The organism is Bdellovibrio sp. HCB209 (genome assembly GCF_047306065.1).
Classification (GTDB): domain Bacteria; phylum Bdellovibrionota; class Bdellovibrionia; order Bdellovibrionales; family Bdellovibrionaceae; genus Bdellovibrio.
This window is the reverse complement of record NZ_CP178618.1, coordinates 1590024-1616070: the sequence shown is the minus strand read 5'-3', so window position 1 is coordinate 1616070 and position 26047 is coordinate 1590024. Positions and strand designations below refer to the sequence as shown.

The window sequence follows — 26047 nt, the reverse complement described above, 5'->3', positions numbered from 1 at the left end:
GACTCCTCTTCCTTTAAACATATTCTAAACGACAAAAGCCACCCTTGGGGTGGCTTTTGTTAAGAGTCTAGCGCAATTAACGCTCGGCGACTCTCTAGTAAGCAACGTGGTGATTTAGAGCCTCGTGCATACGTGGGTCCTTCAATGGAACCAAGCTGTTCTTAGTCCAGAAGTTCATGATGCAAAGAAGGAACAAACCAGCGAAGCCCGCGAAGATACCGATTTCCCAGAAACCGAATACAACGTGACCATCGTTGAAGTTTGGATACACCATCCAGTAGATATCTACGTATTGCATAACTAGTACAAGAGTAGAGATCAACAATACGTTCGTGTCGCTTCTTTTTGCTGCGCGAGGAAGCAAAGCCAAGAATGGAACTACGAAACGGAAGATCAAAAGACCTACAGAGATAGACATCCATCCACCCATTGATCTCATGATGTAGTATTCAGTTTCCTCTGGAATATTCGCGTACCACATCAACATGAATTGAGAGAAAGCGATGTAAGCCCAGAAGATAGAGAAACCTTTAAGGTATTTTACTACGTCATGTTGGTGCTCAACAGTCACGTAACCTTTCACAAGACCAGAGCGTCTCATGAACACGATTGTGATAGCCAAGAATGCAAGACCCGCTTGGAACAATCCAGAGAAGCAATAGATCCCGAAGATTGTAGAGTACCAAGTTGGAAGCAAAGACATGATCAAGTCTACAGAGAAGAAAGAGAACGCCAACGCGAAGAAAGCGATGAAGCCTACTGCCGGACCCACGTTTTTGTGAGTCAAGTTGTCGTCACCTGTTTTATCTTGTTTCAAAGAGTTACCAACCATAACCCATTTGAAGATCATGCAACCCACAACGAAAACCAACAAACGAATCACAAAGAAAGTTGGATTCAAGTAAGCAGTTTTTGCCGCGATCACAGGGCTCTCAGCTAGGATCTTTGGATCAGCCCAGATGAAAAGCTTTTTGAAACCGAACAACAAGATTAAACCAAACACCAAGATGAATGGGATGAATGATGTCGTTGCTTCAGCAAAACGGCGGATAGATACAGACCAACCTGCTTTCGCAGTGTTGTTGATCGCAACCCAGAAAAGACCGCTCAAGCCCATGCAAGAGAAGAAGAAGAAAGAAACCAGGTAAGAAGTCCACAAGCGGTCTTGATTTTTAATCAAGCCCACTGCGAATGTGATCAAACCGATCGCCATCAAAACGAAGCTCAATGTTTTCATCCACTGAGGAGCTTCGAACTTACCAATATGTAGATCTACGTGTTTATGTTCACCCATACGTAATCCTATTTTCCATCACGCTTCTCAAGGAAGCGAATGTAGTTAACAACCTGCCAACGATACTTTTGCGGAATGTGAGATGCGTAAGGACCCATCACACCTTGTCCCATCGTGATCACGTGGTACAAGTGACCATCTGTCCAACCTTTGACCTTATCGCTCAACATTGGAGGTGGTTTCAAAGCCATTTTCGATGAAACAACAGACTTAGCAGCCTCGCCGCCTTCGCCTTTATAGCCGTGGCAAACTGCGCAGTTTGTTTCATAGAATTTTTGACCAACTAGCAAAGTCTCTTCGTCCATTTTGCCAGCAAGTGGATTCTTAAGGTTCTTAGAAGCGCCCTCAAGATCAGTTGCATAACGGTATGGTTCGAAACCTTGTGGAACTGTGTGCTCTGGAGGAACACGCATACCACTGTGGTGAGGAGCTCCCTCATCATAGGATTGCGCTTTAACTGCCGGAGTCACCATCATATCTTGAATGATTTCGACGTTTGGTTTGTTGCCGCGAGGACCACAGCTTGTCAGCGCCATCGCCGACAAACCTGCTGCTGCTACACCAAGAGTAATTTTAACAAGACTGTTCATTTCTAGTACTCCGTCTTTTTCACTTCAACTGCGCCAAGCTCTTTGAACAAGTTCGTAAGCTTTGCTTCGTCATAGATAGAATCATTGTGAGGTACGAAAATAGCGAATTTATGGCAGCTCAAGTCTGGATCAATGATCGGAGGATCAAGACGTGGCATTTTACATGCGTAGAACAAAGCGCCTACAGAAGAAAGTGCCGCAAACAATACTGTCAATTCGAACATGATAGGTACGAAAGCAGGAAGAGAGAAGAACGGTTTACCACCGATATTCACAGCCCAGTTCACTGCTGAAGTCCACCAAGTCAAAGCCAAACCTGCTGATAGACCCACGCAACCTGCGATGAAAGTTACGTAAGGAATCCAAGAGCGTTTGATACCGCAAGCTTCTTCCATACCGTGAATTGGGTATGCAGAGATTGCTTCAAATTTATCAGAACCAGATTCACGCATTTTTGTAGCGGCTTTTAGAATCTTAGATTCTTCAAGCCAGATACCAGCGATACCTTTAGTGTATTGAGCAGCCATTAGTGGTGCCCTCCTTCAGTGTCATAACCAACGTGTAGAACAGGCTTAACCTCTGCGATAGAAACCGCAGGGAATAGGCGCAAGTACAACAAGAACAATGTCAGGAACATACCGAACGAGCCTACCAAAACGCCCGTATCGAACCATGACCATTGGTACATACCCCAGTTGGCTGGCAAGAAATCGCGGTGCAAAGAAGTTACCGTGATAACGAAACGCTCGAACCACATACCGATGTTTACGAAGATAGAAACTACGAACATCACCGGGATTGAACGGCGCAATTTTTTGAACCAGAAAACTTGCGGAGACAATACGTTACAAGAAACCATGATCCAGTATGACCAAGCGTAAGGACCGAAGGCACGGTTTACGAAGGCAAAACGCTCATACGGGTTACCAGAGTACCAAGCGATGAAGAACTCAGACGCGTACGCGTAACCAACTAGCATACCAGTTGTCATGATGATTTTATTCATCACTTCCATATGATCTAGAGTTACGTAGTTTTTGAACTCAGGGAAACCGATACGAACCAAAGTCATCAACGTCACAACCATCGCGAAACCGGAGAAGATCGCACCGGCAACGAAGTATGGAGGGAAGATCGTTGTATGCCAACCTGGCAAGTTAGAAACCGCGAAGTCGAACGATACGATCGTATGTACGGAAAGAACTAGTGGAGTCGAAAGACCCGCTAGCAACAAGTACAACATTTCGTAGTGTGACCAGTTTTTCGCAGTACCTCTCCAACCTAGAGACAACGCACCGTAAACTGCGCGACGAAGTTTGTTCTTCGCACGGTCTTTGATAGTTGCAAAGTCAGGAACCAAACCGATGTACCAGAACACCATGGAAACAGTCGCGTATGTAGATACGGCGAAAACGTCCCAAAGAAGTGGCGAACGGAAATTCACCCACAATGGACCACGCTGATTCGGATACGGGAACAACCAGTAATCCAACCAAGGACGACCTGTATGTAGCAACGGGAAAAGACCCGCAGTCATAACGGCGAAAACCGTCATCGCCTCAGCTGTACGAGCAACTGATGTTCTCCATTTTTGGCGGAACAAGAAAAGAACCGCAGAGATCAATGTACCAGCATGTCCGATACCGATCCAGAATACGAAAGTAACGATCATCGTACCCCAGAAAACCGGATGCGTAACACCCAGCAAACCGATACCGATACCCACTACTGCTGCAAGGATACCGATGTAAAATAGAAGCAATGTTTTTGCGCCCAAGAACATCCCCACCCAACCTTTGGATGGGAATCTTTCTACTGGAGCACAGATGTCGTCAGTGACATCTTTCAAAGTCTTATTGCCAAGGACTAATGGGTTACGCTTAATCATGAGTGCTCACCTTGTTTTGCAGTACCGTGACCGTGATCATGGCCACCAGTTGATTCTTTATCATTGTTACGGATTTTAGACATGTAGCGAACAGATGGTTTAGCATGCCATTCTTCTAGCAATGCATAACCGCGCTCTTTCTCTTCCGCTTTCCAGATCTTAGCTACTTGGCTGTTTGGATCGTTCAAGTCACCGAACACGATACCACCGGCTGGGCATGATGTTTGGCAAGCCACTTTAACGTCGCCGTCTTTCAACTGACGTTTTTCGTTACGAGCCACAGTTTTAGCATCTTGGATTCTTTGTACGCAGAATGAACACTTCTCCATCACACCGCGAACGCGAACGCCCACCGATGGATTCAAAGCCATGTGCATTGGTTTTTCGATCAACTTAGCATAGTTGAACCAGTTGAAACGACGTACTTTGTACGGACAGTTATTCGCGCAATAACGAGTACCAACGCAACGGTTGTAAACCATGTCATTCAGACCTTCATCTGAGTGAGCAGTTGCAATTACCGGACATACTGTCTCACAAGGAGCGTTGTCACAGTGTTGGCACATTACTGGTTGGAAGATAGCTTCTGCATTTGCGATATCGCCTTGGTAGTAACGATCGATACGCAACCAGTGCATGATACGACCTTCAAGAACGTACTTCTTACCAACAACAGAAATATTGTTTTCAGATTGGCACGCAATTACGCAAGCTGAACAGCCTGTGCAAGTGTGAAGATCAACAGCCATACCCCATTTGTGACCAGAGTATTCGTGACCTGACCAGATATTCCAAGTTTCATGTCTGTGGATACCTGCAGATTTATTTTTATTGTAGTCTTTCAAAGACGCTTCAGCAGCGATTTGACGGCCTTCCATAGAGAAGTTACCAGACGTACCAGCTAGATCGTAGTGTTTACCAGCAAGCTTCGTGAATGTAGCTACTTGACCTGAGAATACTGCTTTACCAGCTTTATCAACAGATACGAACTCATTCATGTTTTTACCGACACCGTTCGCAACTTTACCAGCGCGAGTACGGCCGTAACCTACAGCCACAGCAAGAACTTCGTCATGAAGACCTGGTTGGATGTAAACAGGAAGCTCAACAGACTTATCACCAACAGTAACGTTGATCACAGAACCTGTTTTCAATTTGTGCTTTTCAGCTGTACCAATAGAGATCATTGCGTAGTTATCCCACGTCAATTTCGTCACTGGATCTGGAAGCTCTTGCAACCAACCTACGTTAGCCAAAGAACCATCCATAATAGCTACTTTAGGGTAAAGAACTAGTTCAAAACCTTCAGAAGCTTTAGCTGGTTTGATAGAAGTGAAAGCGTCTACTTTGAATGAACGAGCGCCAGAACCGCGATTCAATTCACCCACGTAACCTTTTTGCAAACCTTCCAACCAGAAATCTTCAAAGCCTGCGCCTTTACCGAATTTAGGGTGGATGTCTGATTTCCAGTATACTCTCAAGTAGTCATAGAACGTTTCGTAGTCACGAAGACGTGAAGGACCTTGTTTCGCCATGAACGCCCAAGTCATCAAAGACAACTGGAACGAACGCGTGTCGTACATTGGACGAATCGCTGGTTGGCAGATAGAAACAACGCCTTTAGCTACTTCTAGATCATTCCAAGACTCCAACGCGTGGTTGTCTGGAGTGATGTAGTCAGCGAACACACCCGTTTCATCAACGCGGTCGCCAGTGTAGATAACCATTTTAACTTTTTTAACTGCTTCAGCAAAACCCATCGCTGCAGGCAAAGAGTAACCAGGGTTCACTTTGTGCATGATAAGAGTTTGAACTTTGCCGTCTTTCATATCTTGGATCAATTGCGCCATATCAGCGTAAGATGCAGTCAATGCAACGTTACCTGATTTAGCATCGACAGTTTTACCGTCGTTATCCAAAACAGAGTTCAACATGTTCACAGCGATTTGTAGCTCAGATGATTTCGCAGTCAAAGTCGTGATACCACCAGCAACTACTAGTGATTGACCACGGTTTGCCCAAAGATCCGTCGCCACTTTCGCGAACATTTCAGCGTCGAAGCCCAATTTTTTCGCAGAGTCTGCGAATGGCTCAAGAGCTGATTTCACAGCGCCGTTACCAGCGTATGAAGAAAGACCTTTTTTCACGATGATTTCGTGAAGAAGACCCATCACAACATCAAGTTGTTGCGAAGGTTTGATTTTGAAACGGATATCCGCGTTCGCACCAGTGATTGAGTAGTTTGAATCGAAAGAAACAAAACGGCTCATATTTTTGATGTCTTTACGACCTTCAGTGAAATGATGAGTGAACGTTGTTGGATTGATCCAAGTACCCAAGAAGTCTGCATCAACAGAAACGATCATTTTCGCTTTGTCGAACCAGTACTGAGGAACTACTTCTTCACCGTAAGAAGCTTTTTGACCGTCACGAACTTCTTCGTGAGCGAAAGCATCCCAAGTTACTACTTTGGCTTTAAAGCCTTGAGCGAAATCAGAAACTACTGCGCGAGTTGAAGGAGAAGCGTTTGGAGCTGAAAGAACAACTACGCCACCTTTAACCAATTGCTCAGATACTTTTTTATCAAGCTCTTCCCATTTCACATCGATGATTTGAGAGTTTGATTTTTTCTCATTGAACAAGTTGCGCTTAGGACCTTGCAATCTTTCAGGATCATACAAAGACATCAATGTCGCTTGAGAACGAGCGCTCAAACCGCATTGACCGAATGGATGAGAAGGATTTGCTTCGATATGGATAGGACGACCTTCACGAGTTTTGATGAGCATACCCATCGCATCGTTACCGTCGAAATATGCAGAAGAATAATAGTTCGCCTGACCAAGAGTTACTTCTTCAGGTTGTTTGTTGTACGGAACGATCTTTTGGATAGGACGACGTACGCAAGAAGCTGTCGCCATTGCCAAAGATGCGCCCATAAGTTTCAAGAACTCACGACGTGCCCAACCGTCTTCGCTATCGCTTTCGCGAAGTGGAGAAGATTTAAACTCTGTCTCTGCTAGTTTTTGAAAATCTGCGTCGCCCATCTTTTCTTCGATGGTCTCCCAGAATTTCGTGTCGCGCACGATCTTCGGGCGCAACGCTTTTTTTGCTTCTAAATCATGGTCATGATGCATTTCAGACATAATACCTTCCGAAACCTTAGTAGTGACAAGTTGAGCAGTTAATTGGAGCTTTGTTCTCTGGTTGACGGTGACAGTTCACACACCAGCCCATGGAAAGGTCAGAGAATTGCTCCACACGTTTCATCGTTTCGATAGGACCGTGACATGTTTGACAGTTCACGCCTTTAGCGATGTGTGCGTTGTGATTGAAATGAACGAAGTCAGGAAGCATGTGAACGCGTACCCATTCAACGGAACCACCGCTGTCGTATGCATCACGCAACTTTTGAATTTCTGGTTTATCTGTCGCTACTTGCAAGTGGCAGTTCATGCAAGTTGATAGCGCCGGAATATTCGAGTGTTTAGTTCTTTCCACTTGGTTGTGGCAGTACTGACACTGAATCTTATTTGTTCCCGCATGCAATTGGTGGTCAAACGCAATCGGTTGCTCAGGAGCAAAACCTTTATTGTAACCCCAACCTGGTTGGAATTTACAACCCGTGAGAAGTGTTGAAAAAATCATGAGCGCGCTCAAACAAGCTAACACGCCCGCCGCCGTACTTCTAAATACCCGATGCATAATCATCCTTTTGCCAAACTCCTATCCTCTTGTTGTAATTGAGGATTGAGGCCAACAATGCTGTCCTATATTTATTTTGCCCTTATTTAAAGACTTAAAAGTCCAGTTGTCCATATTCTTTTTGCAAACCTATTGAAAAAGCGAGGGGTGGGCAAACCTCTCGCTTAGTTTTTGTGCAAAACCCTTTTCGTGTTGAACGAAAATTTTTAGGAAGATTTTGCCGACTTTTTGTTGCGGCCTGAACGAACCACTCCGACGTACAGTGCAAATAACATATGTGCAGCCACAAAAGCAGACACGTATTCAACACCTCCAGCACCGAAGCCGTAAGAATGAAGCCCCGCACCAAGTACGAAGTTAACACCATACCAAGCCATGATAACTAAAGAGAAAGTGATAATCGCTGTCACTACCATGCCGAAATTCTTGATCATCCCCGCGTATCTTGCATGTAGGACTGCCAAATAACCAAGAAGCGCAATCAACGCCCAAGTTTCTTTTGGATCCCATCCCCAGAAACGGCCCCAAGAATAATCGGCCCAGATACCACCCAAGATAATTCCTGGCGCCAAAAAGGCGACGCCGATTTGCATGGATCTGTAAATTGCTGTCACGATCGCGCGGATTTTTTCATGATGTTTTTCTTCGCCGCGAAGATAATAAAATAGACCTAAGTCACCCAATCCGAATGCCAAGAAAAATGCAGCGTAACTGATAGTGATTGTCATCACGTGTATCGTCAGCCAATAATTGCTGCGAAGCACTGGTTCAAGAGGCTGCAAAGTAGGATCAAGAACCGCAGGTGCGAAGTCTGCGATCACTAAACTGAATGCCGCAACAAGTGTTCCCGCAAACAAGATTGAACGGAATTTATAGATAAGCTCCAAGATTCCTGCGAACAAAATTGTTCCCCACGAAACCCAAATCACCGTCTCATACATGTTTGAAACCGGCGCTCTCTCCATAATATACATACGAAGACCGAAGCCATACGTGTGCAAAATAAAACCTAAGGCAATGAACACCCATGCGGTTTTTACTAATGACTCTTTAGAAAGAGCCCACACCAACAACAATACGATCGCTGCTAATATATAGAGAACATAAGCCCAACGGAACGGATGGAAATCATTGTAGTGAACTTCCGCTTTTACCTTTTGTGCATGATCGTAGATCGCAGGATTTTCTGTGCGAGCCGCAGCTTCGAAATCAAGAATCGCTTCATCCAACTTTGTCGCTGCTGCATTTACTTCTGCGGCAGAGGAATTTTGCGCCACTTGACCGATGTAACCCACAAACGCTGTTGTGATGCCTACGAATTTTTGTTGGAAAGCCTCTGGCAAATCAGCCACAGCAACCCAACTATCCCCTTCTTTCGGAGGAAGAACTTTTAACATGCGTCCTGCTGCGACTTCTTGGAATACGAAATATTGATTCTCAAGACGTTGCAATGCTTGGAAGTAAGGATTTAGTTTTTCTTTAGTTTCACGCTTTGCTTGAAGCTCTTGACGAAGCAAACCAAAACGATCGCTGCCAAATAGTTCCTGACCGTTGAAATAGCGCTGATCCTTAGGAAGTTTCATCGCCTCAAGTACTTGGTGATTGCGCACTTCAAAGATCTTTTTATCAGCCCACGCTTGCGGCGAAAGCATCCAAGTTAGAATGATCTCTGTCGCCTTTCGACCCTCGTACGTACCTTTTCCGTAAACGATTTCAAGCATCTCTCTAGAGAAGCTATCGTATGGTTTAATACGACCGCCATCTTGAACCGGAAGGTATTTTAATTGATCACCCGGTTTAGCAAATGTCGTTAAACCCGAGAAGGAAAGCAAAACTGTTGTCAAAACTAGCAAAAGCTTTTTCATGTTATTTCCCGTTTTCTTTCTTTTTAGCTAATTTGAAATCCAAATGTTTAAACCACATCAACAAAACGATACCCACGCTCAAAATCAAGGAGCCCAAGTATTTCCAAGAGCGCCCCGGATCCGCATTCACCGAGAAGATCGACGCCACTGGATGTCCATTCTCCTCTTGGAAGCTCGCCTGATAAACCGTCAGACCCCTGTATTTTAACGGCTCATTCATCGAGATCTCTTGCTGACCCAAATCAGGAACTGTCACCAAGCTTTTATAAGCAGCCGCTCTCATCGTACCTTGATAACGATCCATGGTGAATTTATTTAATTCCACCGGAAAGCCGATATCGATCCTGCGATTTCCATAAGTCATCAAGTAAACTGCATTGTCAGTGAAAAGCTTCACCATATCGTTCAAAAGAACCCAGTGAGGTTTGCCTTGAAAAATGATTTTCACAGCAGAAGTTGTCAGCGGAGTTGGATATTCAAACTCTTGCAAATCCCAGTCTTCGATTGCTGACGGCAGATAACGAAGCACACGGAAATCCAAAGCCATTTTGAAACCCGGATCGAAAACTTCGCCTTCTTTTACGAAACCTTTTTTGCCAACTTTTTCGGAGTCCTTATAGAAAACGGCGTATTCAAGTCCGCCCTTTTTAGCATCTGGTTGCAGGTAAATTTCGTTACGACCTTGGCCTTTTGCTGGAATCGGACCCAAGTGAACTTGTGCCGGACCGAAATCATGCGTTTGCAAATTGCCCGCTTTTTTCTGAACCAACCACTCGATCACATTCACGTTGGGATTTTGCACTTGAAAGCGCAAGCCCGCACCGGCTTTGCCATTCACATCTTCAATCACTTTACGTGAAGGAATAGCATACTTTTTGTAATCGACGATTTTGATGTCGCCCACATAAACTGGGATGACTTTCGGATTTGCCTCTGTCGGTGGCTTTACAAAGAAATCAACTTCTTGCTCATATGTCTTAGAATAACGATCGCCATCAAAAGAGCTGTAGATCACCACATCTGTTTCAGATGTTTGCACCAGATTATTTTTTTGCCCGATCTCCACACGCATAGATCCATCGAGCCCGTACTTCGCTGTCAGCACACTACCGAACAACAAAATGATGATCCCGATGTGCGCCAGCACGAAAGCCACGTGACGTTTTTTCCACGGCATGCGATCGACCATCACGGCGATCAAGTTGATCACCAAAAGGCCCATGACCGAATACATCCACCACGTATCGTAAACCAGTTTCTTGGCCGCGTACGCATCGTACTTAGCTTCAATGATAGTTCCGACAGCTGTGATAACTGCAAGTGAGATGATAATGAAAACCGCAAGTTTTAAACTTGCGAGTGGCTTATTAAGACTCTTGAGTTTCGAAAATTTTGACTCTGACATAGAGCGGATATCATTAAATGAATACCTGCCCCGTGACTATGCTTTTAAGACTTCGACGCCCTACATTAGGTGCTGCAAATTGTTGCGGATATAGGAAAGTGCGATGGCAATTTTGTCCTGCACCTTCTTGGCCTCTTCTGGCTTCAGCTTCTTGGTCTTCTCATCCATGTAAAGTTCACGATTCATCTCCACCTGCAGTGTGTGCATTTCGCGAGATGGATCTCCGTACTGTTCTGTGACGCGACCGCCAAAATACGGCCAATTGTATCCAACCTTGAATCCTGCGGTCACATAGGCTGCGATCACCAAGTCTTTAAATCTTGGATCACAACTCTTACCTTTGCTGTCACTCACCACGATATCAGCACGGCGCTCACCTGGATCGCGATGCTCGCTTGTTCCAACTGATGGCATGCTGTGCGCATCGATGTGGAAGGTTTTCTTGTAACCTGATCCGTGAAGTTTTCCGTAAAGGTTACGGATATCATTATGGAAAGGCTCATAAATCAGTTTCACAAGTTCATCGTGAGCTTGTTGCGGCATCGGCTCTTTCATCAACTGATGTTTGTAAGTTGTGATCACCCAGTGGAAGCCTCGGTTGTGCATGCCCGCGGGATTTGCATTGCCAATCACAGATGTGCAATCCACATCTTCGGGAACACGATTCATGTCCGCAGCGTAGCGATGCCACTCTGTTTTTACATAGGGAATTTGGAGCTTATGCAAAGTCGGTTCATACAAGAAATCCACATAGCGATCGACGTCACACATGACGATTTCTTCAGGCAATGTGTTCAGCCATGGCGTTTGCGGCGGAATTTTTTCGCCGGAATGGGGAATTGTAACCATTAAAGGAGCTGTGATTTCCATGGGAACCTCTCTTGACCCCTTTATAGTAAAACGCGACACTTATATTGAAAAGGGCAAAAGTTATGACAACACCTCCCAAAGCAAAGATCTACACCCGCACTGGCGACAAAGGGACTACCCGTTTGGTAGATGGTTCTTGCGTCGAAAAGTTCAATCCTCGAGTGGAAGCTTATGGGACTGTGGATGAATTGAACTCTTACCTTGGAGTCTGTAGATCTTCTTTGTATGCGTACCCAACTTTACTTTCCCTGGACGACATCCTTGAGAAAATACAAAACGAACTTTTCAATATCGGAAGCCTGCTCGCAACTGAGAAAGATGAAGTCTTTCAAATGCTGCCACCAATCACTTCAGAGCAAATTCGTATTCTTGAAGTGAAAATCGATGAATTAACGGCGGAGCTTCCTGAACTTCGTAATTTCATTTTGCCTGCTGGCCATATTGTGGCTTCACATCTTCATGTGGCACGCACTTGCTGCCGTCGCAGCGAACGTCGCTCGGCAGAAATCGCAGTTAAAGACGAACGTTATTCAATGTGTTTGCAATACCTCAATCGCCTGAGTGATTTCTTGTTCGTGGCGGCTCGTTGGGCGAACCTTAAAATGGGACAACCCGAAGTCCTTTGGAAAAAGACTTAAATGAAACTTGAGATTGCAAATCCTGCCGATTCAGCCGCATTAGTTGAATTTTACAAAAGCTTCCCCGTTGATGGTCCATTGCAGATCAAAATTGATCGTGATGATGATTTCTTTGCGCCCTATGAAGTTCATGGGGAAAAAGCTTTAACTTACATGTTAAAGGATGAAGACAAACTTGAGGGCATGGCAAGCTTCGTCGTTCGTGATGTTTTGCTAGATAATAAAGTGCGCACAGTGGCTTTTGGTCGTGACTTGCGTATTTCTCCGAATCGTAAAGCGATCTTGGAATGGGGCCAGCACTTTTTGCCGGTGATGAATGAAGTCTCCTCTGTGCTGGATGCGAAATACTTCTTTACGACGATGAGTTTGACGGAAGCAAAAGCCCTTAACGCTTTTGTTCGTCAAAGATCTTTGAAACGTCCCCTGCCTCGTTATTACTTATTTAGACGTTTAAATATGGTGTCTTTGCATGGACGCTTCCCTTGGGCGAAAAATCCATTGCCACACCTGCGCATGCGCCACGGAAATCAACAGAACGTGGATGCTTTGATTTATTATATTTCACAGAAATCTCGCTCTAAGGATTTGGCGACGGTTTGGGACTCTTACAGCTTCCACGATAAGCTTGAACGCTGGAAGGGGTTGAAACTTGAAGATTTCATTATCGCCATCGATAAAAACGACAACATCGTCGGTTGCTGTGCTCCTTGGTCCGCTGAGGGTATGCAAGATTTTATCCCGATGACTTACAATCTGAAGGCCCATAATTTCCGTCAGTTCTTGAAGTTCGGAAAAATGCTGGGTTGGACGCGAACGATGACGAAGCCCTTCTCTCGTCTGAAAATCGAAGCGAGTTTGAATTTTAAGTATTTAAACTTCCTGCACGCAGATAACGGTGACATTTTTGAAACGCTGCTTTGGAAAGCCTTTGATGATGCTCGCGAGAATGAGTTCTTGGTTTACAACCAAATGCGCTCTGAGTACATCTATCGCCGTCCGATGGATTGGGTGTCCGCGAAACTGCCATTCGGTGTTTATTTGATGTTGCCACCGGATGCAGAACCACCTGCGTTCTTACATCCTTCGAATGAGCGTCCGATTGAGATGGAACCGTTTTTTACTTTTTAAGAACTCACACAAACCAGTGACTTTACCTTTGAGGTATTAGCTATGCTTAAAATTATTTTGGCTCTTTTGATTGCTATTCCGAGTATTGCACTTGCTGAAGATACGAACACAAAGAGCGACATTCGACGTGTTATTCGCAAAAATCTGCGCGACATAAAAAACTGCTATAAATCCTCTCTTGAGAAAGTATCTAACGAAGAAAAATTCGAAGGCAAGATTGTCGCTGGTTGGGATTTCGATAAGGACGGAACCGTGACTAAATCTTGGATCGTCGATGAAAAAACGACGATGAAGAACGAAGAGGTCAAAACCTGCGTGACCGCTGCCATCAAAAACTGGAAATTCCCCGCAAATGCAGAGGGAAAAGCCACAACGATTCATGGCTATCCATTCCTTATGAAACTGGATGAGAAAAAGAACTAACCACTAAAGTTCTCGCCCCTCGACCGTTGCGCGATGTAGCCATCGAAATGATGGCTACACTGAGTCACTCTTCACTCATCGGATCATCAGAGTGGAACCGATATTGTAGCCTTCGACTAAGAATATGTCGGTTTCGGGATCGTGAATCATCACGAACTTTTCTGTGACGAAGGGATCCTTTTCATAGATGGATTTAAAATGAACCACGATGCGGTCTTTGGTTCCTCGCCCAGTGAAACTTTGGAATGTTGTTATGTTTAAGCTCTCCGGAACGATTTCCGCGGACATCCTCTTGCCCAAAGCGGTTTGCATCTTGCCGGTGAAGGCTTCCCAATTTTCTGCGGATGTTGTTTTTTGAAAGCTTTCGGTTGTGAGCTTCAGGCAGTCGGAATTCGTATCCTTCGATTCCCGACACTGAGCGAACGCCTGAGCCACAGATTGGAGCTTTGGCTTCGCAGCCTCCAACCTCTTATTCATGGGCCAAACCACGAATACGACAAGCCCTGCAATAAGCACCGCAAAACCTAGAACGAACCCGAGCAGATACTTTCCAATGGACTTCACCACAAAATCCTCCGCTGCCTGTACTTATCGGAATGAACCTTACACGATTCAAATCAAATAAAGTTTACAGAGATATGAATTATTTTGGGGCGACTTTTCATCTCAGTTTACGACGGTATCAACTTGGAACATTGATTTGGCCGGAGCCTTTTTTGACGTACCCTATTTCCCAGAACTTTTCGTCTTGGGCTTTTAAGTGGTCTTTGATGGTTTCCACGAAAGCTTTTTTTACCAATAGAACTAAGCCCACACCCATATTGAATGTTTGGAAGAGTTCTTCGTTAGAAAGCTTGGATCTTTCGACAACAGTTTTAATGATCGGAGCTGTTTCAGTCAGCTTTGGCCAACCATTCAGCACGTAATCAAATTTTTCACTGATGCGTGGGATATTGTGGATACCGCCACCTGTGATATGCGCCATCGCCAAAACCCCATGCGGAACGTTCTTACGAAGCGAGTTCACTAGATTCACGTAAATCTTAGTTGGAACTAGCAATTGAGTAACCAAGTCGGTTTCGTCTTCTTTAACGAGCTTTCTTAGCAACGAATATCCGTTTGAGTGAAAACCACTGGAAGCGATTCCAAGCAATACATCACCCTCTTCGATGTTGTCTTCGCTAAACATATCTTTAGGGTGAACATCGCCTACGCTAAAGCCTGCAACGTCATACTCGCCATTTTGATACATACCTGGCATTTCAGCTGTTTCACCGCCGATCAAGGCCATACCGGATTGCTTACAACCATCCACCATACCTGCGATCAACTCTTCGCTGACTTTTAGATCTAGTTTTCCGAAAGCCATGTAGTCGAGAAAGAACAACGGCTTTGCGCCCACGCACAATAGATCATTCACACACATCGCGACCAAGTCGATACCCACACCGTGGTGTTTGTCCATTGCTTGAGCCAGCTTAAGTTTAGTACCCACGCCATCTGTGCTGCTTGCGATAATACGATCATCGCTAACTTTATAGAGAGCTGCAAATCCGCCAATGCCTTGTAAAACCTGATCATTATGAGTTGTCGGCACTAGGTTTTTAATACGTTCAACAAAGGCATCACCTTTATGAATATCAACACCCGCTTTTGCGTAATCAATTACATCTGACATTTTAATCTCCTAGTGCAAGAAATGGCGACGGCCAGTGAAAATCATTGCGATATCGCGTTTGTTGGCTTCAGCGATGACATCTTGATCCTTGATCGAGCCGCCTGGTTGAACGATGTACTTCACGCCGACTTTAGATGCGACTTCGATGGAATCTGGGAATGGGAAGAAAGCATCAGAAGCCAAAACCATATCTGAAGCATCTTTCACGCCTTTTTCCTGCAAGCGAGGGATCACCAATTTTTCAATGCAATCCACACGGTTGGTTTGACCGGAACCCAAAGTCACCATTTCAAACTCAGAACCACGTTGCGCACAGATGGCAATCGCATTGCTCTTAAGATTTTTTACGCAAAGGAAGGCAAAGGCCGCCAATTTTTCTTTATCATTCGGGAAGGTGTTCTTAGTCACAGCCGTAAAGCTTGCCGTCGAAAAGCTATCTTTCTCTTGAACCAAAGCTCCGCCCTCAATCGTGCGAACTTGCCAGCTGGATTTTTTCTCCAAATTGATTGGAACCAAACGACAGTTCTTTTTAAGCATCGTCTGAGCTTCCGCAGAAAACTCAGGAGCCATGATCACTTCGACGAATTTATCTTGAAAGAACGCAGCCACTTCCGCAGTTACCGGAAAGCTCAATGCTAGGACTCCACCGAAAGAGCTTTTTTCGTCACCCTTCCAAGCCAGTTCCAAAGAACGCATCGGTGTTTCAGCAATCGCCAAACCGCAAGGAGTGTTATGTTTCACAACTACGGCAGATGGATGAGCATAGTCCCCTTGCCAAGCCCACAAGTCTTTCAAAGACTGAGCGGCAAAGTCAGCATCCAGGAAGTTATTGTAGGACATCTCTTTGCCCTGCAGAGTTTCTTTGTGAGCGAGGCCTTGAGAGAATGGGTCTTTCAGTAAAACTGCCTTTTGATGAGGATTTTCGCCGTAACGAAGTTGTGCCCCCGTGCTTTGAGTTAAGTATCCCGCGATGGCCATGTCATAGAAAGCCGTCATCGTATAAACTTTAGCAGCACAGATCTTACGGAAATCCAAAGACGTGTTACCGCCGTTTTCATTCATATTCGTCATAAACTCTTTGTATTGAGCAGGCTCACACAAAACCGTTACGGCTTCGTGATTCTTAGCCCCGGCACGCAACATTGTCGGTCCGCCGATATCCACGTTTTCAACGCACTCTGCGAATTCAGCACCCTTTTCAACTGTCTGATGGAAAGGATAAAGATTCACCACAACCAAATCGATCGGTTTGATTTTCAATTCTTGGGCTCTGGCGATGTCAGCTTCGTCATTACGACGGAACAACAATGAAGATGAAATTTCAAAGCTCAAAGTCTTCATGCGACCTTGGAAGGCCTCAGGATTGCCGCTGATCTCTTCAACTGCCGTTACTGGCAAGCCCACTTGTTCAAGAGCTTTGGCCGTACCACCACTTGCGATCAATTCCACATTTTGCTTGTGAAGATTTTGTGCAAGTTCAATCAAACCCGTTTTATCAGATACGCTCAAAAGAGCTCTTTTAATTTTCATGACGACCTTTCAAGAATTGCAAAGCACTTTTAAAAAATTCCAAACCCCAAGCTTGTCCTTCGAATGGCAAATGCCAATCGTGCAAAGCCGCCTCTGGATGAGGCATCAAAGCAAACACCAAACCACTCGCATCACAAACGCCGGCGATACGATCTACAGCGCCGTTGAAGTTCTCTTTATAGCGAAGCACCACTTGGTTGTTTTTATGAAGACCTTTTAAAACATCATCACTTTGACACATAAAGCGTCCCTCGCCGTGACGAGCTGGCAGAACAAAGTTCTCAGGCAAGTTCTGAGTCCAGACACAAGGTGACTTGGTGTTGCGTTCAAGCTCCACCCATTCGTTTTGAAAATGACCTTGTTCATTTTTTACCAGTGAACAAGTTTTTTGAAAGTTCGCATCTGGCAAAAGCCCCAAGCGGATCAAAGTTTGAAAGCCGTTACAAATACCCATCACTGGAAATTTTTTAACAAAGGCTTCAAGCTCCTTCTTAACAAATCGTTCAAGCTTCAATGCCAAGATCTGACCGCTACCTAAGTGATCTCCGAATGAAAATCCTCCCGGAATCACAAGGCCCTGAAAATCACGCAGCATCTCAGGTTTTTCCACCAAATCATTGATGTGCACTTTTTGAGCTTTACCCCCCGCTAATTCCACAGCTCTTGCTGTTTCATTTTCGCAGTTGATGCCATCGCCCCAAAGAACCATAAAGTTAGGCGTTGTAGACATTTAAAACTCCTTGTGACCAGATAGTTTGTAAGTCAGAAACTTTTGCGGCATGAGTTTCACGGTTGAAAGTCCATTTCAATTCGTCTTTGCCCGTTACTTGTCCAAGCTTCACCGAACAACGATCGAAGTAACGTTCAAACAAAGCGATCTTATCCGCAGGGACACTCACCACGAATTGCGAGCCCATTTCAGACCACAGATTTTCCCAAGTAAGGCCTTTCAAATCCAGTTCCGCACCCAAAGCGTTGCCGAAGCAGCACTCTGCCAAAGCAGACATCAATCCGCCCTCGGAGATATCGTGGCAAGAAGCCAAAAGATCATGCTGAATCGCGCCGAAAACCAGACGATACAGATCGCGGTTTTTAATCAGGTTCGGATATTCTGGAGTTGCCGACATTGAGTCGTACTCTTGAGCAAACACAGAACCCACCAAGCTTTCTGTAGACTGACCCAACAGATAAATAGCATCGTCCGCTTTGGCAAAGAAACCATTCACAGTCTTACGAGCATCTGGCACTTGACCAATTGCTGTCATCAGCAGCGTCGGAGGGACAGAGATCTTAACAGTGTCCCCTGATTTCACCTTACCAATGAAATCATTTTTCATGCTGTCCTTACCGCTGACCAAAGGCGCGCGATACACTAGAGCGGCATCGTACAAGCCAGCACAAGCACGCACCAATTGCGCCATCTTATGTTCCGCATCTGGATTTGATTTTTTAGGAGTTGGATCTGGCCAGCAGAAATTATCGACCAAGGCCATTTTATCTGGATCCGCACCTGTTGCGACCAGATTACGAACCGACTCATCTACTGCACGTTGAGCCATCAAATAAGTGTCATAATAAGAAAGCTGTGGGCACAGGCCATTAGAAACCGCCACACCGTTATTTTCAGTGCCACCGTGGACTGACAAATCAATCACACCAGAGTTATTAGCACCTTGCTGAGTTTTACCACCATAAGGTTTTACACGGGTTGCACCTTGAACCTCATGGTCATAATAACGAACCAATGGTTCACGAGAGGCAACATTCGGATTTGCTAAAACTGTTTTTAAAACAGTTTCGATATTCTGGGAATTTGCAGCGACTTTTTGTTTTGGCGTCGCTCTGAAATACTCTTTGTATTCCTTCGGTCCTTGAAAATGAGCTTTCAAGTTCATTTTGCTAAGACCATCATGCAAGAATTCAAGCTCAAGCTTAGCCAGAGGTTTGTCAGCGTAATTCACTTCAAACAGCCCTGTATCTGTGAACTCACCCAAGCAGGAAGCTTCCACTCCCATTTTCGCCGCTAAATCCAAGAACTGATGAAGTTTCGCCGGAGCCACCGCAAAAGACATACGCTCTTGCGATTCACTCACTAGCATCTCCCAGAATTCCAAACCGTGATATTTCACAGGATGTTTTGAAAGATCCATGCGAGCCCCATTCGACAAAGTCGCCATCTCCCCGATGGAAGAACTGACTCCGCCCGCACCGTTGTCAGTGATCGCTTGAATCAAGTTTTTATCACGTGCGATCAAAGTGAAGTCCAGCAGACGTTTTTGCGTGATGCTGTCACCGATCTGAACAACATTCGAGGCCACTTTATCATTTAATTCCAAAGAGCTGAACGTCGCACCGTGAACGCCGTCTTTACCCAGACGACCTCCGGCTACGACAATTTTATCACCCGGATTGATTTCTTTAAGTTCACTGTTTTTACCATGAACTGTTTTCGGCATCACACCTAAAGACCCCACAAAGATCAAAGGCTTTGCCGCAAATTCGCTGGCAAAATGGAAAGCTCCATTGACAGTCGGAATACCGCTTTGATTTCCGCCCTCTTCAACACCTTGGTGGACGCCACGGAAGATCACACCGGGATCTTTCAAAAGCTCAGGACGTTTTGGATCATCAGTTCCCGGGAACAAATCTTGTTTTGAAAGACAGAAGACATCCATATTGGCGATCGGCTTCGCACCAACACCACATCCTAAGATATCGCGGTTTACGCCCAAGATACCTGTGATCGCTCCACCGAAGGGATCAAGAGCGGAAGGACTGTTATGAGTTTCCACTTTTACGCAGACATTGACGTTTTTATCGAAATCCACAATCCCTGCATTGTCTTTAAAAACTGAAACCAAGTAACCGCAGTCGTCCAATTTTTTTGTTGCGGCTTGAATATAGGATTTATAAAGGCTCTTGATTGTTTGAGAACCTAAACGAGGAACATCTTTGAACTCATCTTCTGAGTACTCGACGTTTGCGGCAAAGATCTTGTGTTTACAGTGCTCGCTCCATGTTTGCGCTAAGCACTCAATTTCAACTTCCGTCACAAATCCGGCCCAGCCCATCGGCTCACGGGCTTTCATTTGCTCCGGAGTTGAAAAATGTTCGATCACTGTTTGAATTTCAATATCTGATAGAGCCAAACCACGCTCTTGATTCAGCTGTTGCAAAACATCTGTTTTCAGAGGGAAAAGAGTTAATTCTGGCTTGTGCTCGGCCTCAACTTTCCAATAATCATGGAAATTAGCAAAGGAGTTCGTTTGTTTAAGTTCGCCCCCGCGCTTTACTTGGACTTTTTGTAGTAACGGGTTTGCTAGAGATTGAAACAAAACCTTTTCGATTTGTGGCTGAGAAAGATCTTCGCTCATTTCGAGCTGCCAACCACTGTGGACTTCAACGTCAAAGTCCTGCCATGATTTCGTGCTGCCACCAGCAACCAAAGACAAAGCCTCTGTCGCGGATCTTGCCCAGTTATCGGTCACGCCACCTAAATAACGAACTTCGACATAGATCTTATCGTCATTGTATTCTGGAAATCCCATAGTGAGGTCTTCAGTGATGCTGTCACAGAATACTTTATGGAGATCTTTACCCATATCCCATTTCGCAAAAGCACCCGGAGTTTTTTCCATCAACCAGAAAACTCTAGAAAGCTTTACGTCTTGGCCCTTAGAGGTCATAGCGAACATCTTTGTAAGATGCTCTTCTTGAGAAGTATCGATGCGACTGCGGATGGCAACTCTTTGCTTTAGCATTCTGCGGTTTCCTTGAAATAATTTGTGGGGATTTGCCCAACAATGATCTTTTCTAAAAATTCTGTATAAATTTGATGTTCCAAGCGATGCATGCCCGCTTTGAAATCAGCGAAGGACGTAAATTCCTTCAAAGCCAGTGGCAATTGTTGAATGATCGGACCTGTGTCCATGCCTTCATCCACTAAATGAAGAGTGACGCCACTGAACTCGACTTTGTCGGCAAAGGCCTTTTCTAAAGACCCCGCCCCCGGATAATCAGGCAACAAGCTTGGATGAATATTCACCACTTGAGCTCGCCCCTCATGACGATCCGCCAAAGCTTTTAAAAAGTTTGCAGAAAGAAGTCGCATATAGCCCGCAAGTAAAATCCAGTCGATCTGATGCTCATCAACCAGTTTTAAAATCTCTTGTTCGTGGGCTGCGCGGTCTGTTTTCTTTTCCACCACATAGGACATCGTCGCTAAGGCCTGCGCCCTCTCTAAAACTCCCGCATGTGGTTTGTCTGTCAAAACAAACTCGATCTGCCCACCCAAGGACTGCATTTTTTCAATCAAAGCCTGAGCATTTGAGCCCGTGCCTGAAGCAAAAATAGCTATACGCAAACCTTCTCTCATTGCGCGATATCCTCTCGGAAATACAAACCTTGGAACTGCACTTTGCGAATCTCTTGATAAGCCTTCTGACGGGCTTCATCGCGGGTTTTCGCCAAAGCTGTCACACCTAAAACACGGCCGCCGGTATTCACCAGGCATTCATTTTTACTGGAGACACCCGCAAAATAGATGCGCGTATCCTCAGCCGTTTTTGCCGGAACTTGAATCGTGTGGCCCAAATCCATCGTGTTACTTGGATAACCGGAACTCACGGCCACGACGTGAACCGAACGGTAATCATGGAATTCTGTTTTTTGTTTTTGCAAACGGCCTTGCACGGCTTTCACCGACAAGTCCAAAAGGTCGCTTTTGATTCTTGGAAGCAATGCTTGAGTTTCAGGATCCCCTAAACGCACATTAAATTCCAAAACGTAAAGGCCTTTGTCTGTTTTCATCAATCCCGCGAACAAAAAGCCCACGAAAGGCTTTCCTTTGCGTTTCAATGATTTCAAAGATTTTTTAAAGATATCTTCAATTGCGGCTTCGTCTTCGTGAGAAATAAAGTCACAAGGACTGAATGCTCCCATACCACCCGTATTAGCACTGAACGGATCTGGAGTGATACGCTTGTAGTCACAAGCTGTGCCCAAGATCACAAAGTCTTCGCCATCACACAAAGCGAAGGCAGAAAGCTCGCGACCAATCAAGCACTCTTCGATTAAAAGAGGAAAACCATAGGCCGTCGAAAGTTCTGTCACAGCAGCCATTGCAGAGTTCATGTCTTTACAGACTGCGACACCCTTGCCTGCTGCCAAGCCATCAGCCTTCACCACGATCGGATTGGTAAAATCGTGGGTTTTAATAAAGCTTTCGCCCTCTGCAACAGAGTTCGCAAGCTTAAAGGAAGCCGTTAAAAGATCCGCATCTTGCAGAATCTCTTTACAGAAATATTTAGATGCTTCCAAATGAGCGGCTTCTCGTGAAGGAGCTAGGCATGCGATGTTGTTTTTCTCTAAGACCTCTTTAAGGTCAGACAAAATCGCAGCCTCTGGTCCTAGAATCGCCAAGTCGATGCGATTGGTTTGGCAAAAGGCTAAAATCTCCGGAGTCTTTTCAACGTTTACACATTGCAAACCCATCTTCGTCATCCCTGGGTTGCCCGGAGCTACCCACAGACCTTGAAGCATTTTTGATTCAGAGATTTTCTGAGCGATCGCATGTTCGCGACCGCCTTTGCCTACAACCAAGACGCGCACTGTTGTCTCCAATTTTTAAGAGTCGCTTCTTTTTCAAATGGCGCTGTTTTACCCAACGCCCACGCCATCTCATTCGCAAGAGACGTATAAAGCATCGTCGCCACTTTGATTTGTTCAGGATTCAACAACTGAGGAGTCTCGCGAAGTTCGTTCGCGCAGATTTCTTTCCAGTTGTTAGTACCGCGCTCTTTCGCCATGTCTTTAGCTTTACCCACTGCTTGATACCAAGATGTCGGAGCATAGATTTGACGAAGGAATTCTTTAGAAAGAGGCGCATTTTCGTAAGTCAAACGAAGCTCGTCAGGTCCGATAGAATCAACCATGAACAAAGTACGTCCGTTATCGCCGCGACCACCAAAGGCATATTCAAATTTACCATCCCAAAGTTTCACACCGAAAGATGCGAACAATGTTTGCAGATGTTGAGCCACGTCTTCAGTCATTTTACGAACTTGAGCCAACTCATGGGCATCAATAACGTTGATGTCTTTGATCTCTTTATTCGTCAAATAGCGATCTGAGCTTTCAAGTTTTGTCGAAAACTCAACGATCGGTGGCATGAATGTTTTTGAAGAATCTGGGATTTCAGTCAGACCCAATTCAGCCATGTAGGCTGGATTCTTTTTCAAACGGCCTTCCAAAGAGTTTCCTTTACCCAACAGGATACGGAAGATCACTTCAAGTGGAACCAAGCAGTTCGTTGGCTTGTCAGCATAAACTGTATAGTCGTAAACGCCATTTTCCCAAGCTGGACGATGAACCGCGACTTCGTTTACCAAAATGGAATCTGCACTATGGGGCTTTACGTAGTGAGATGAAATTCCTTTGTCTTTCAAGTGATCAAAGAAAAGACCTGCCATTGCCGCCAAAGCCTCGCCTTTTTGCGGGATTTCATTTGGCATTTCGCCCCAGTCAAAAACTGAGTAACGGTTGCTGTATTTAAAAAGCAAGCCATCGTCTGTTTTATAGATGTCCTTTACGGAACCACGGTAAAGCAGATTCATGTCAAAGCCTCTTTCATCTTTTTGATTTGAAGTAGGAAATTTGTGATGTTGTTAACACCGACCCAAGCGCCACCTGTTTTCGCAACGTTAAAGAACTCATTCGCAAGATTTGAATTTTTAAGCTCTTCTTTGTCACAGATGTACATGCAAAGATTTTTGCCTTGTGGTTTTTCGCCCACCATCACGATTTCACCTTGGCATTGTGGACTGTTGGCATCCACCCAAGTGATTTCCACGCCCGCTTTTTCGCGAAGATCTTGCAACATTTTAGCAAGCACCGGAACTTCACTGCGGTAAGGATTCCAAGAAAGCTCAAGCTTATCTTGGTTGTAGCCTTTGGCTTTTTTCAAAAGCTCAGGAAGTAATTCAATTTGATTTTCCATCACCGCTGCCACAGGAATGTCCTTAGGCATTTGCGCGATCGACAAGAATGCATCCATTCCACCGAAAGCACCATTGATCGCGACACCAAACACAGGTTTTTGTGTCAACGAGGCAACCACGCCTGGCAAGTGAGCCGCAAGACCCGCACCTGCTACAAAGGCATTGGCTTCAGAAGTCGTCACGACTTCACGCACGCGAGCTGGATGGCGGTGGGCTGAAGCCACTTCCATTTTTACGTTCGCTACGTTTTCAAGAGATTGACATAATGGAGCGTAAACACGCTCGTCACTTTGACTGCCGAAAAGAACTTGGATCTTCATGCATTCACCTCGTTTTTACCGCCACCACCGATATTGTGGCTGCGAGTATTAATAAAATCTTCTTTAGAAACTGGAACTGGATAATCACCATCAAGGCAAGCACTGCACATGCTTGGAATCCCGATGGCATCTTTCAATTGGCTGAGTGGCAGATACACCAACCCATCAACGCCTAATAGCTCAGCGACTTGGTCTTCAGTGCGCTTATGCGCGACCAAAGCTTCACCCTCTGGAAAATCAATGCCATAAAAGCAAGGATTGCGAATCGGAGGACATGTGCTGGCCAGATAAACCTTGTTAGCACCGGACTCTCTGAGCAATTGAATAATACGTGCGGACGTTGTACCGCGAACAATGCTGTCGTCGACCAGCAAGACGTTCTTACCGCGAATTTCGCTTTCAACAGGCATCAGCTTTAAATTCACCATGGCCTTACGAACCTCTGGTTCATTCACAATGAAGCTTCTTTGCACATAACGATTTTTAATTAGAACTTCGCGGTAAGGTGTTTTTAAAACTTCGGCTAAACGAAGAGCTGCCGCTCTTGATGTGTCGGGCACCGGAGCCACCACATCAATTTCAAAACCTTGCTCTTCCATTTTACGGCGAGTTTCATTGGCCAACACCTCGCCCAAGCGCAAACGCACGTCATAGACCGGACGTCCATGCCATTCAGTTTCTGCTCCGGCGAAATAGATCCACTCAAACATGCAAGGACGGCCGACTTTTTCAGCCATCGGGAATGAATGGAAGTTTTGGTCTTTATCGACGAAAACAAATTCTCCGGGCTTCAGATCACGGAAGTACTCGAAGCCCAGAGCGAAAAACACCTGCTTTTCAGAGGCAAAACAATAACTGTATTTATCACCCAAGGATTTACGTCCAATTAATAGAGGACGAATACCTTGAGTGTCGTTGAATGCAAACATACCCTCATCCGCCATCATTCCGACAACGCTGTAGGCACCTTGCACTTTTTCAACCACTTGTTGGGCGGCTTTCCCCAGAACCTCGGCTGAAAGCTCCTTACCCGCTTCCAATTGATCGGAAACACCGATCGACATCATATGCAGCAGAAGTTCCAAATCGTTGCGCGTGAACGTCCAGCGACTGCGACGCTTACGAACGTACTCAACGATCTCATTATAATTAGTCACATTTCCGTTGTGAGCCATCCCGATACCATTCGGGTAGCTGACAATCAGGGGCTGAAGATCGGCTTTGTCGACTGTTCCAATCGTGGAATAGCGAGTATGCCCTAAGGCCATGCTGCCTTTGATCTTCTCAAGTTTCTCCATCGGGAAGACTTGCGAGACGAGTCCCAAGTCTTTTTCCAGGTGAAACTCACCTCGAGAGAAATCGAAGCTTAAAATGCCCGCAGCGTCCTGGCCACGGTGCTGAAGGGCGAACAAAGCTGGGAATAATTTTTCGCCCGCTTTATCCTCTCCAATCAACCCCACAACTCCACACATCGATGACTCCTAAAACTGCGGCATCGTCAGTGATGCCGCGCTAAAAATAAAAAAGGCGCCTACACGGACGCCTTTATTGATACAGATATTTAGTTTTGAAATTTGGATTTTAAGTTGCAGTGGTAGTTGTACGACGGGACCACGGCCCAGATTTTGGTGGCAGCACGGGTGTGATGACCCGCTTTCCGCCTTCGTCTTCAGTCGAAAGCGAGATGAGAAAATAACTCTTTTGAATTTTTCCAC

At 45.3% G+C, this 26047-nt stretch carries 22 protein-coding genes; 3 read left to right on the top strand and 19 right to left on the bottom strand.

Annotation, left to right across the window (positions count from 1 at the left end):
- Positions 1-94: 94 nt before the first annotated feature.
- The 9 genes from ACLVWP_RS07905 to ACLVWP_RS07865 all read right to left on the bottom strand — a co-directional run bounded on the left by ACLVWP_RS07905 (position 95) and on the right by ACLVWP_RS07865 (position 11617).
- Complete coding sequence (locus tag ACLVWP_RS07905) at positions 95-1294, bottom strand: molybdopterin oxidoreductase (protein ID WP_413561158.1); 1200 nt, start codon at positions 1292-1294, stop codon at positions 95-97.
- An 8-nt stretch (positions 1295-1302) separates the two neighbouring features.
- Positions 1303-1884, bottom strand: coding sequence for a c-type cytochrome (locus ACLVWP_RS07900; protein ID WP_413561156.1), 582 nt, complete (start codon positions 1882-1884; stop codon positions 1303-1305).
- A gap of 2 nt (positions 1885-1886) precedes the next feature.
- A complete protein-coding gene (locus tag ACLVWP_RS07895) occupies positions 1887-2411 on the bottom strand; it encodes a DUF3341 domain-containing protein (protein WP_413561155.1) in 525 nt (174 codons plus the stop codon).
- The gene (gene nrfD / locus ACLVWP_RS07890) at positions 2411-3772 is read right to left on the bottom strand and encodes an NrfD/PsrC family molybdoenzyme membrane anchor subunit (RefSeq protein WP_413561153.1); all 1362 of its coding nucleotides are present in this window, start codon (positions 3770-3772) and stop codon (positions 2411-2413) included. Before nrfD ends, ACLVWP_RS07895 begins: the two co-directional genes overlap by 1 nt.
- Entirely contained in the window at positions 3769-6918 is a 3150-nt protein-coding gene (locus tag ACLVWP_RS07885) for a TAT-variant-translocated molybdopterin oxidoreductase (protein ID WP_413561152.1), read from the bottom strand. Before ACLVWP_RS07885 ends, nrfD begins: the two co-directional genes overlap by 4 nt.
- 16 nt (positions 6919-6934) lie before the next feature.
- Positions 6935-7420: a cytochrome c3 family protein gene (locus ACLVWP_RS07880; protein WP_413561151.1), complete on the bottom strand. Its 486-nt coding sequence runs from the start codon at positions 7418-7420 to the stop codon at positions 6935-6937.
- Positions 7421-7683: 263 nt separating this feature from the next.
- Positions 7684-9342 (bottom strand): cytochrome c biogenesis protein, encoded by a 1659-nt coding sequence (locus tag ACLVWP_RS07875; protein ID WP_413561150.1) that lies wholly within the window; start codon positions 9340-9342, stop codon positions 7684-7686.
- A gap of 1 nt (position 9343) precedes the next feature.
- Positions 9344-10747 carry a cytochrome c biogenesis protein ResB gene (locus ACLVWP_RS07870; protein WP_413561149.1) on the bottom strand — a complete coding sequence of 468 codons (1404 nt, stop codon included), beginning with the start codon at positions 10745-10747 and terminating at the stop codon, positions 9344-9346.
- A 60-nt stretch (positions 10748-10807) separates the two neighbouring features.
- The gene (locus tag ACLVWP_RS07865) at positions 10808-11617 is read right to left on the bottom strand and encodes an N-formylglutamate amidohydrolase (protein WP_413561148.1); all 810 of its coding nucleotides are present in this window, start codon (positions 11615-11617) and stop codon (positions 10808-10810) included.
- Positions 11618-11679: 62 nt separating this feature from the next.
- On the opposite strand from ACLVWP_RS07865, the gene ACLVWP_RS07860 reads away from it, so the two are divergent.
- The 3 genes from ACLVWP_RS07860 to ACLVWP_RS07850 are packed head-to-tail and all read left to right on the top strand — an operon-like array spanning position 11680 to position 13806.
- The gene (locus tag ACLVWP_RS07860; protein ID WP_413561147.1) at positions 11680-12255 is read left to right on the top strand and encodes a cob(I)yrinic acid a,c-diamide adenosyltransferase; all 576 of its coding nucleotides are present in this window, start codon (positions 11680-11682) and stop codon (positions 12253-12255) included.
- Positions 12256-13383 carry a hypothetical protein gene (locus tag ACLVWP_RS07855; RefSeq protein ID WP_413561145.1) on the top strand — a complete coding sequence of 376 codons (1128 nt, stop codon included), beginning with the start codon at positions 12256-12258 and terminating at the stop codon, positions 13381-13383. It abuts the gene before it with no gap.
- A 42-nt stretch (positions 13384-13425) separates the two neighbouring features.
- Positions 13426-13806, top strand: coding sequence for an AgmX/PglI C-terminal domain-containing protein (locus ACLVWP_RS07850; protein WP_413561143.1), 381 nt, complete (start codon positions 13426-13428; stop codon positions 13804-13806).
- A 75-nt stretch (positions 13807-13881) separates the two neighbouring features.
- Here the strand turns inward: ACLVWP_RS07850 and ACLVWP_RS07845 are convergent, their stop codons facing one another.
- The 10 genes from ACLVWP_RS07845 to purF all read right to left on the bottom strand — a co-directional run bounded on the left by ACLVWP_RS07845 (position 13882) and on the right by purF (position 25804).
- Complete coding sequence (locus tag ACLVWP_RS07845) at positions 13882-14373, bottom strand: hypothetical protein (protein ID WP_413561141.1); 492 nt, start codon at positions 14371-14373, stop codon at positions 13882-13884.
- Positions 14374-14488: 115 nt separating this feature from the next.
- Entirely contained in the window at positions 14489-15484 is a 996-nt protein-coding gene (gene purM / locus ACLVWP_RS07840) for a phosphoribosylformylglycinamidine cyclo-ligase (RefSeq protein ID WP_413561140.1), read from the bottom strand.
- Positions 15485-15493: 9 nt separating this feature from the next.
- Positions 15494-17014, bottom strand: a complete 1521-nt coding sequence (gene purH, locus ACLVWP_RS07835; RefSeq protein WP_413561139.1) for a bifunctional phosphoribosylaminoimidazolecarboxamide formyltransferase/IMP cyclohydrolase — start codon at positions 17012-17014, stop codon at positions 15494-15496.
- Positions 17004-17744: a phosphoribosylformylglycinamidine synthase subunit PurQ gene (locus tag ACLVWP_RS07830; RefSeq protein WP_413561137.1), complete on the bottom strand. Its 741-nt coding sequence runs from the start codon at positions 17742-17744 to the stop codon at positions 17004-17006. Before ACLVWP_RS07830 ends, purH begins: the two co-directional genes overlap by 11 nt.
- Positions 17728-20775: a phosphoribosylformylglycinamidine synthase subunit PurL gene (locus tag ACLVWP_RS07825; RefSeq protein ID WP_413561135.1), complete on the bottom strand. Its 3048-nt coding sequence runs from the start codon at positions 20773-20775 to the stop codon at positions 17728-17730. The genes ACLVWP_RS07830 and ACLVWP_RS07825 overlap by 17 nt, the downstream gene beginning before the upstream one ends.
- On the bottom strand, positions 20769-21389 hold the full coding sequence (gene purN / locus ACLVWP_RS07820) for a phosphoribosylglycinamide formyltransferase (RefSeq protein ID WP_413561134.1): 621 nt from the start codon (positions 21387-21389) through the stop codon (positions 20769-20771). Before purN ends, ACLVWP_RS07825 begins: the two co-directional genes overlap by 7 nt.
- Positions 21386-22624: a phosphoribosylamine--glycine ligase gene (gene purD / locus ACLVWP_RS07815; protein WP_413561132.1), complete on the bottom strand. Its 1239-nt coding sequence runs from the start codon at positions 22622-22624 to the stop codon at positions 21386-21388. Before purD ends, purN begins: the two co-directional genes overlap by 4 nt.
- On the bottom strand, positions 22606-23628 hold the full coding sequence (locus ACLVWP_RS07810; RefSeq protein ID WP_413561131.1) for a phosphoribosylaminoimidazolesuccinocarboxamide synthase: 1023 nt from the start codon (positions 23626-23628) through the stop codon (positions 22606-22608). The genes purD and ACLVWP_RS07810 overlap by 19 nt, the downstream gene beginning before the upstream one ends.
- Positions 23625-24332 carry an AIR carboxylase family protein gene (locus ACLVWP_RS07805; protein ID WP_413561129.1) on the bottom strand — a complete coding sequence of 236 codons (708 nt, stop codon included), beginning with the start codon at positions 24330-24332 and terminating at the stop codon, positions 23625-23627. The genes ACLVWP_RS07810 and ACLVWP_RS07805 overlap by 4 nt, the downstream gene beginning before the upstream one ends.
- On the bottom strand, positions 24329-25804 hold the full coding sequence (purF, locus tag ACLVWP_RS07800) for an amidophosphoribosyltransferase (RefSeq protein ID WP_413561128.1): 1476 nt from the start codon (positions 25802-25804) through the stop codon (positions 24329-24331). The genes ACLVWP_RS07805 and purF overlap by 4 nt, the downstream gene beginning before the upstream one ends.
- Positions 25805-26047 lie beyond the last annotated feature (243 nt).

Coding starts and splice junctions, on each gene's coding strand:
- ACLVWP_RS07860 (WP_413561147.1), top strand. CDS start 11,680: ATGACAACACCTCCCAAAGCAAAGATCTACACCCGCACTGGCGACAAA.
- ACLVWP_RS07900 (WP_413561156.1), bottom strand. CDS start 1,884: ATGAACAGTCTTGTTAAAATTACTCTTGGTGTAGCAGCAGCAGGTTTG.
- ACLVWP_RS07850 (WP_413561143.1), top strand. CDS start 13,426: ATGCTTAAAATTATTTTGGCTCTTTTGATTGCTATTCCGAGTATTGCA.
- ACLVWP_RS07870 (WP_413561149.1), bottom strand. CDS start 10,747: ATGTCAGAGTCAAAATTTTCGAAACTCAAGAGTCTTAATAAGCCACTC.
- purH (WP_413561139.1), bottom strand. CDS start 17,014: ATGAAAATTAAAAGAGCTCTTTTGAGCGTATCTGATAAAACGGGTTTG.
- purN (WP_413561134.1), bottom strand. CDS start 21,389: ATGAGAGAAGGTTTGCGTATAGCTATTTTTGCTTCAGGCACGGGCTCA.
- ACLVWP_RS07855 (WP_413561145.1), top strand. CDS start 12,256: ATGAAACTTGAGATTGCAAATCCTGCCGATTCAGCCGCATTAGTTGAA.
- ACLVWP_RS07885 (WP_413561152.1), bottom strand. CDS start 6,918: ATGTCTGAAATGCATCATGACCATGATTTAGAAGCAAAAAAAGCGTTG.
- ACLVWP_RS07875 (WP_413561150.1), bottom strand. CDS start 9,342: ATGAAAAAGCTTTTGCTAGTTTTGACAACAGTTTTGCTTTCCTTCTCG.
- ACLVWP_RS07880 (WP_413561151.1), bottom strand. CDS start 7,420: ATGATTTTTTCAACACTTCTCACGGGTTGTAAATTCCAACCAGGTTGG.
- ACLVWP_RS07810 (WP_413561131.1), bottom strand. CDS start 23,628: ATGAATCTGCTTTACCGTGGTTCCGTAAAGGACATCTATAAAACAGAC.
- ACLVWP_RS07895 (WP_413561155.1), bottom strand. CDS start 2,411: ATGGCTGCTCAATACACTAAAGGTATCGCTGGTATCTGGCTTGAAGAA.
- ACLVWP_RS07830 (WP_413561137.1), bottom strand. CDS start 17,744: ATGTCTACAACGCCTAACTTTATGGTTCTTTGGGGCGATGGCATCAAC.
- purM (WP_413561140.1), bottom strand. CDS start 15,484: ATGTCAGATGTAATTGATTACGCAAAAGCGGGTGTTGATATTCATAAA.
- nrfD (WP_413561153.1), bottom strand. CDS start 3,772: ATGATTAAGCGTAACCCATTAGTCCTTGGCAATAAGACTTTGAAAGAT.
- ACLVWP_RS07905 (WP_413561158.1), bottom strand. CDS start 1,294: ATGGGTGAACATAAACACGTAGATCTACATATTGGTAAGTTCGAAGCT.
- ACLVWP_RS07865 (WP_413561148.1), bottom strand. CDS start 11,617: ATGGAAATCACAGCTCCTTTAATGGTTACAATTCCCCATTCCGGCGAA.
- ACLVWP_RS07825 (WP_413561135.1), bottom strand. CDS start 20,775: ATGCTAAAGCAAAGAGTTGCCATCCGCAGTCGCATCGATACTTCTCAA.
- purF (WP_413561128.1), bottom strand. CDS start 25,804: ATGTGTGGAGTTGTGGGGTTGATTGGAGAGGATAAAGCGGGCGAAAAA.
- ACLVWP_RS07805 (WP_413561129.1), bottom strand. CDS start 24,332: ATGAAGATCCAAGTTCTTTTCGGCAGTCAAAGTGACGAGCGTGTTTAC.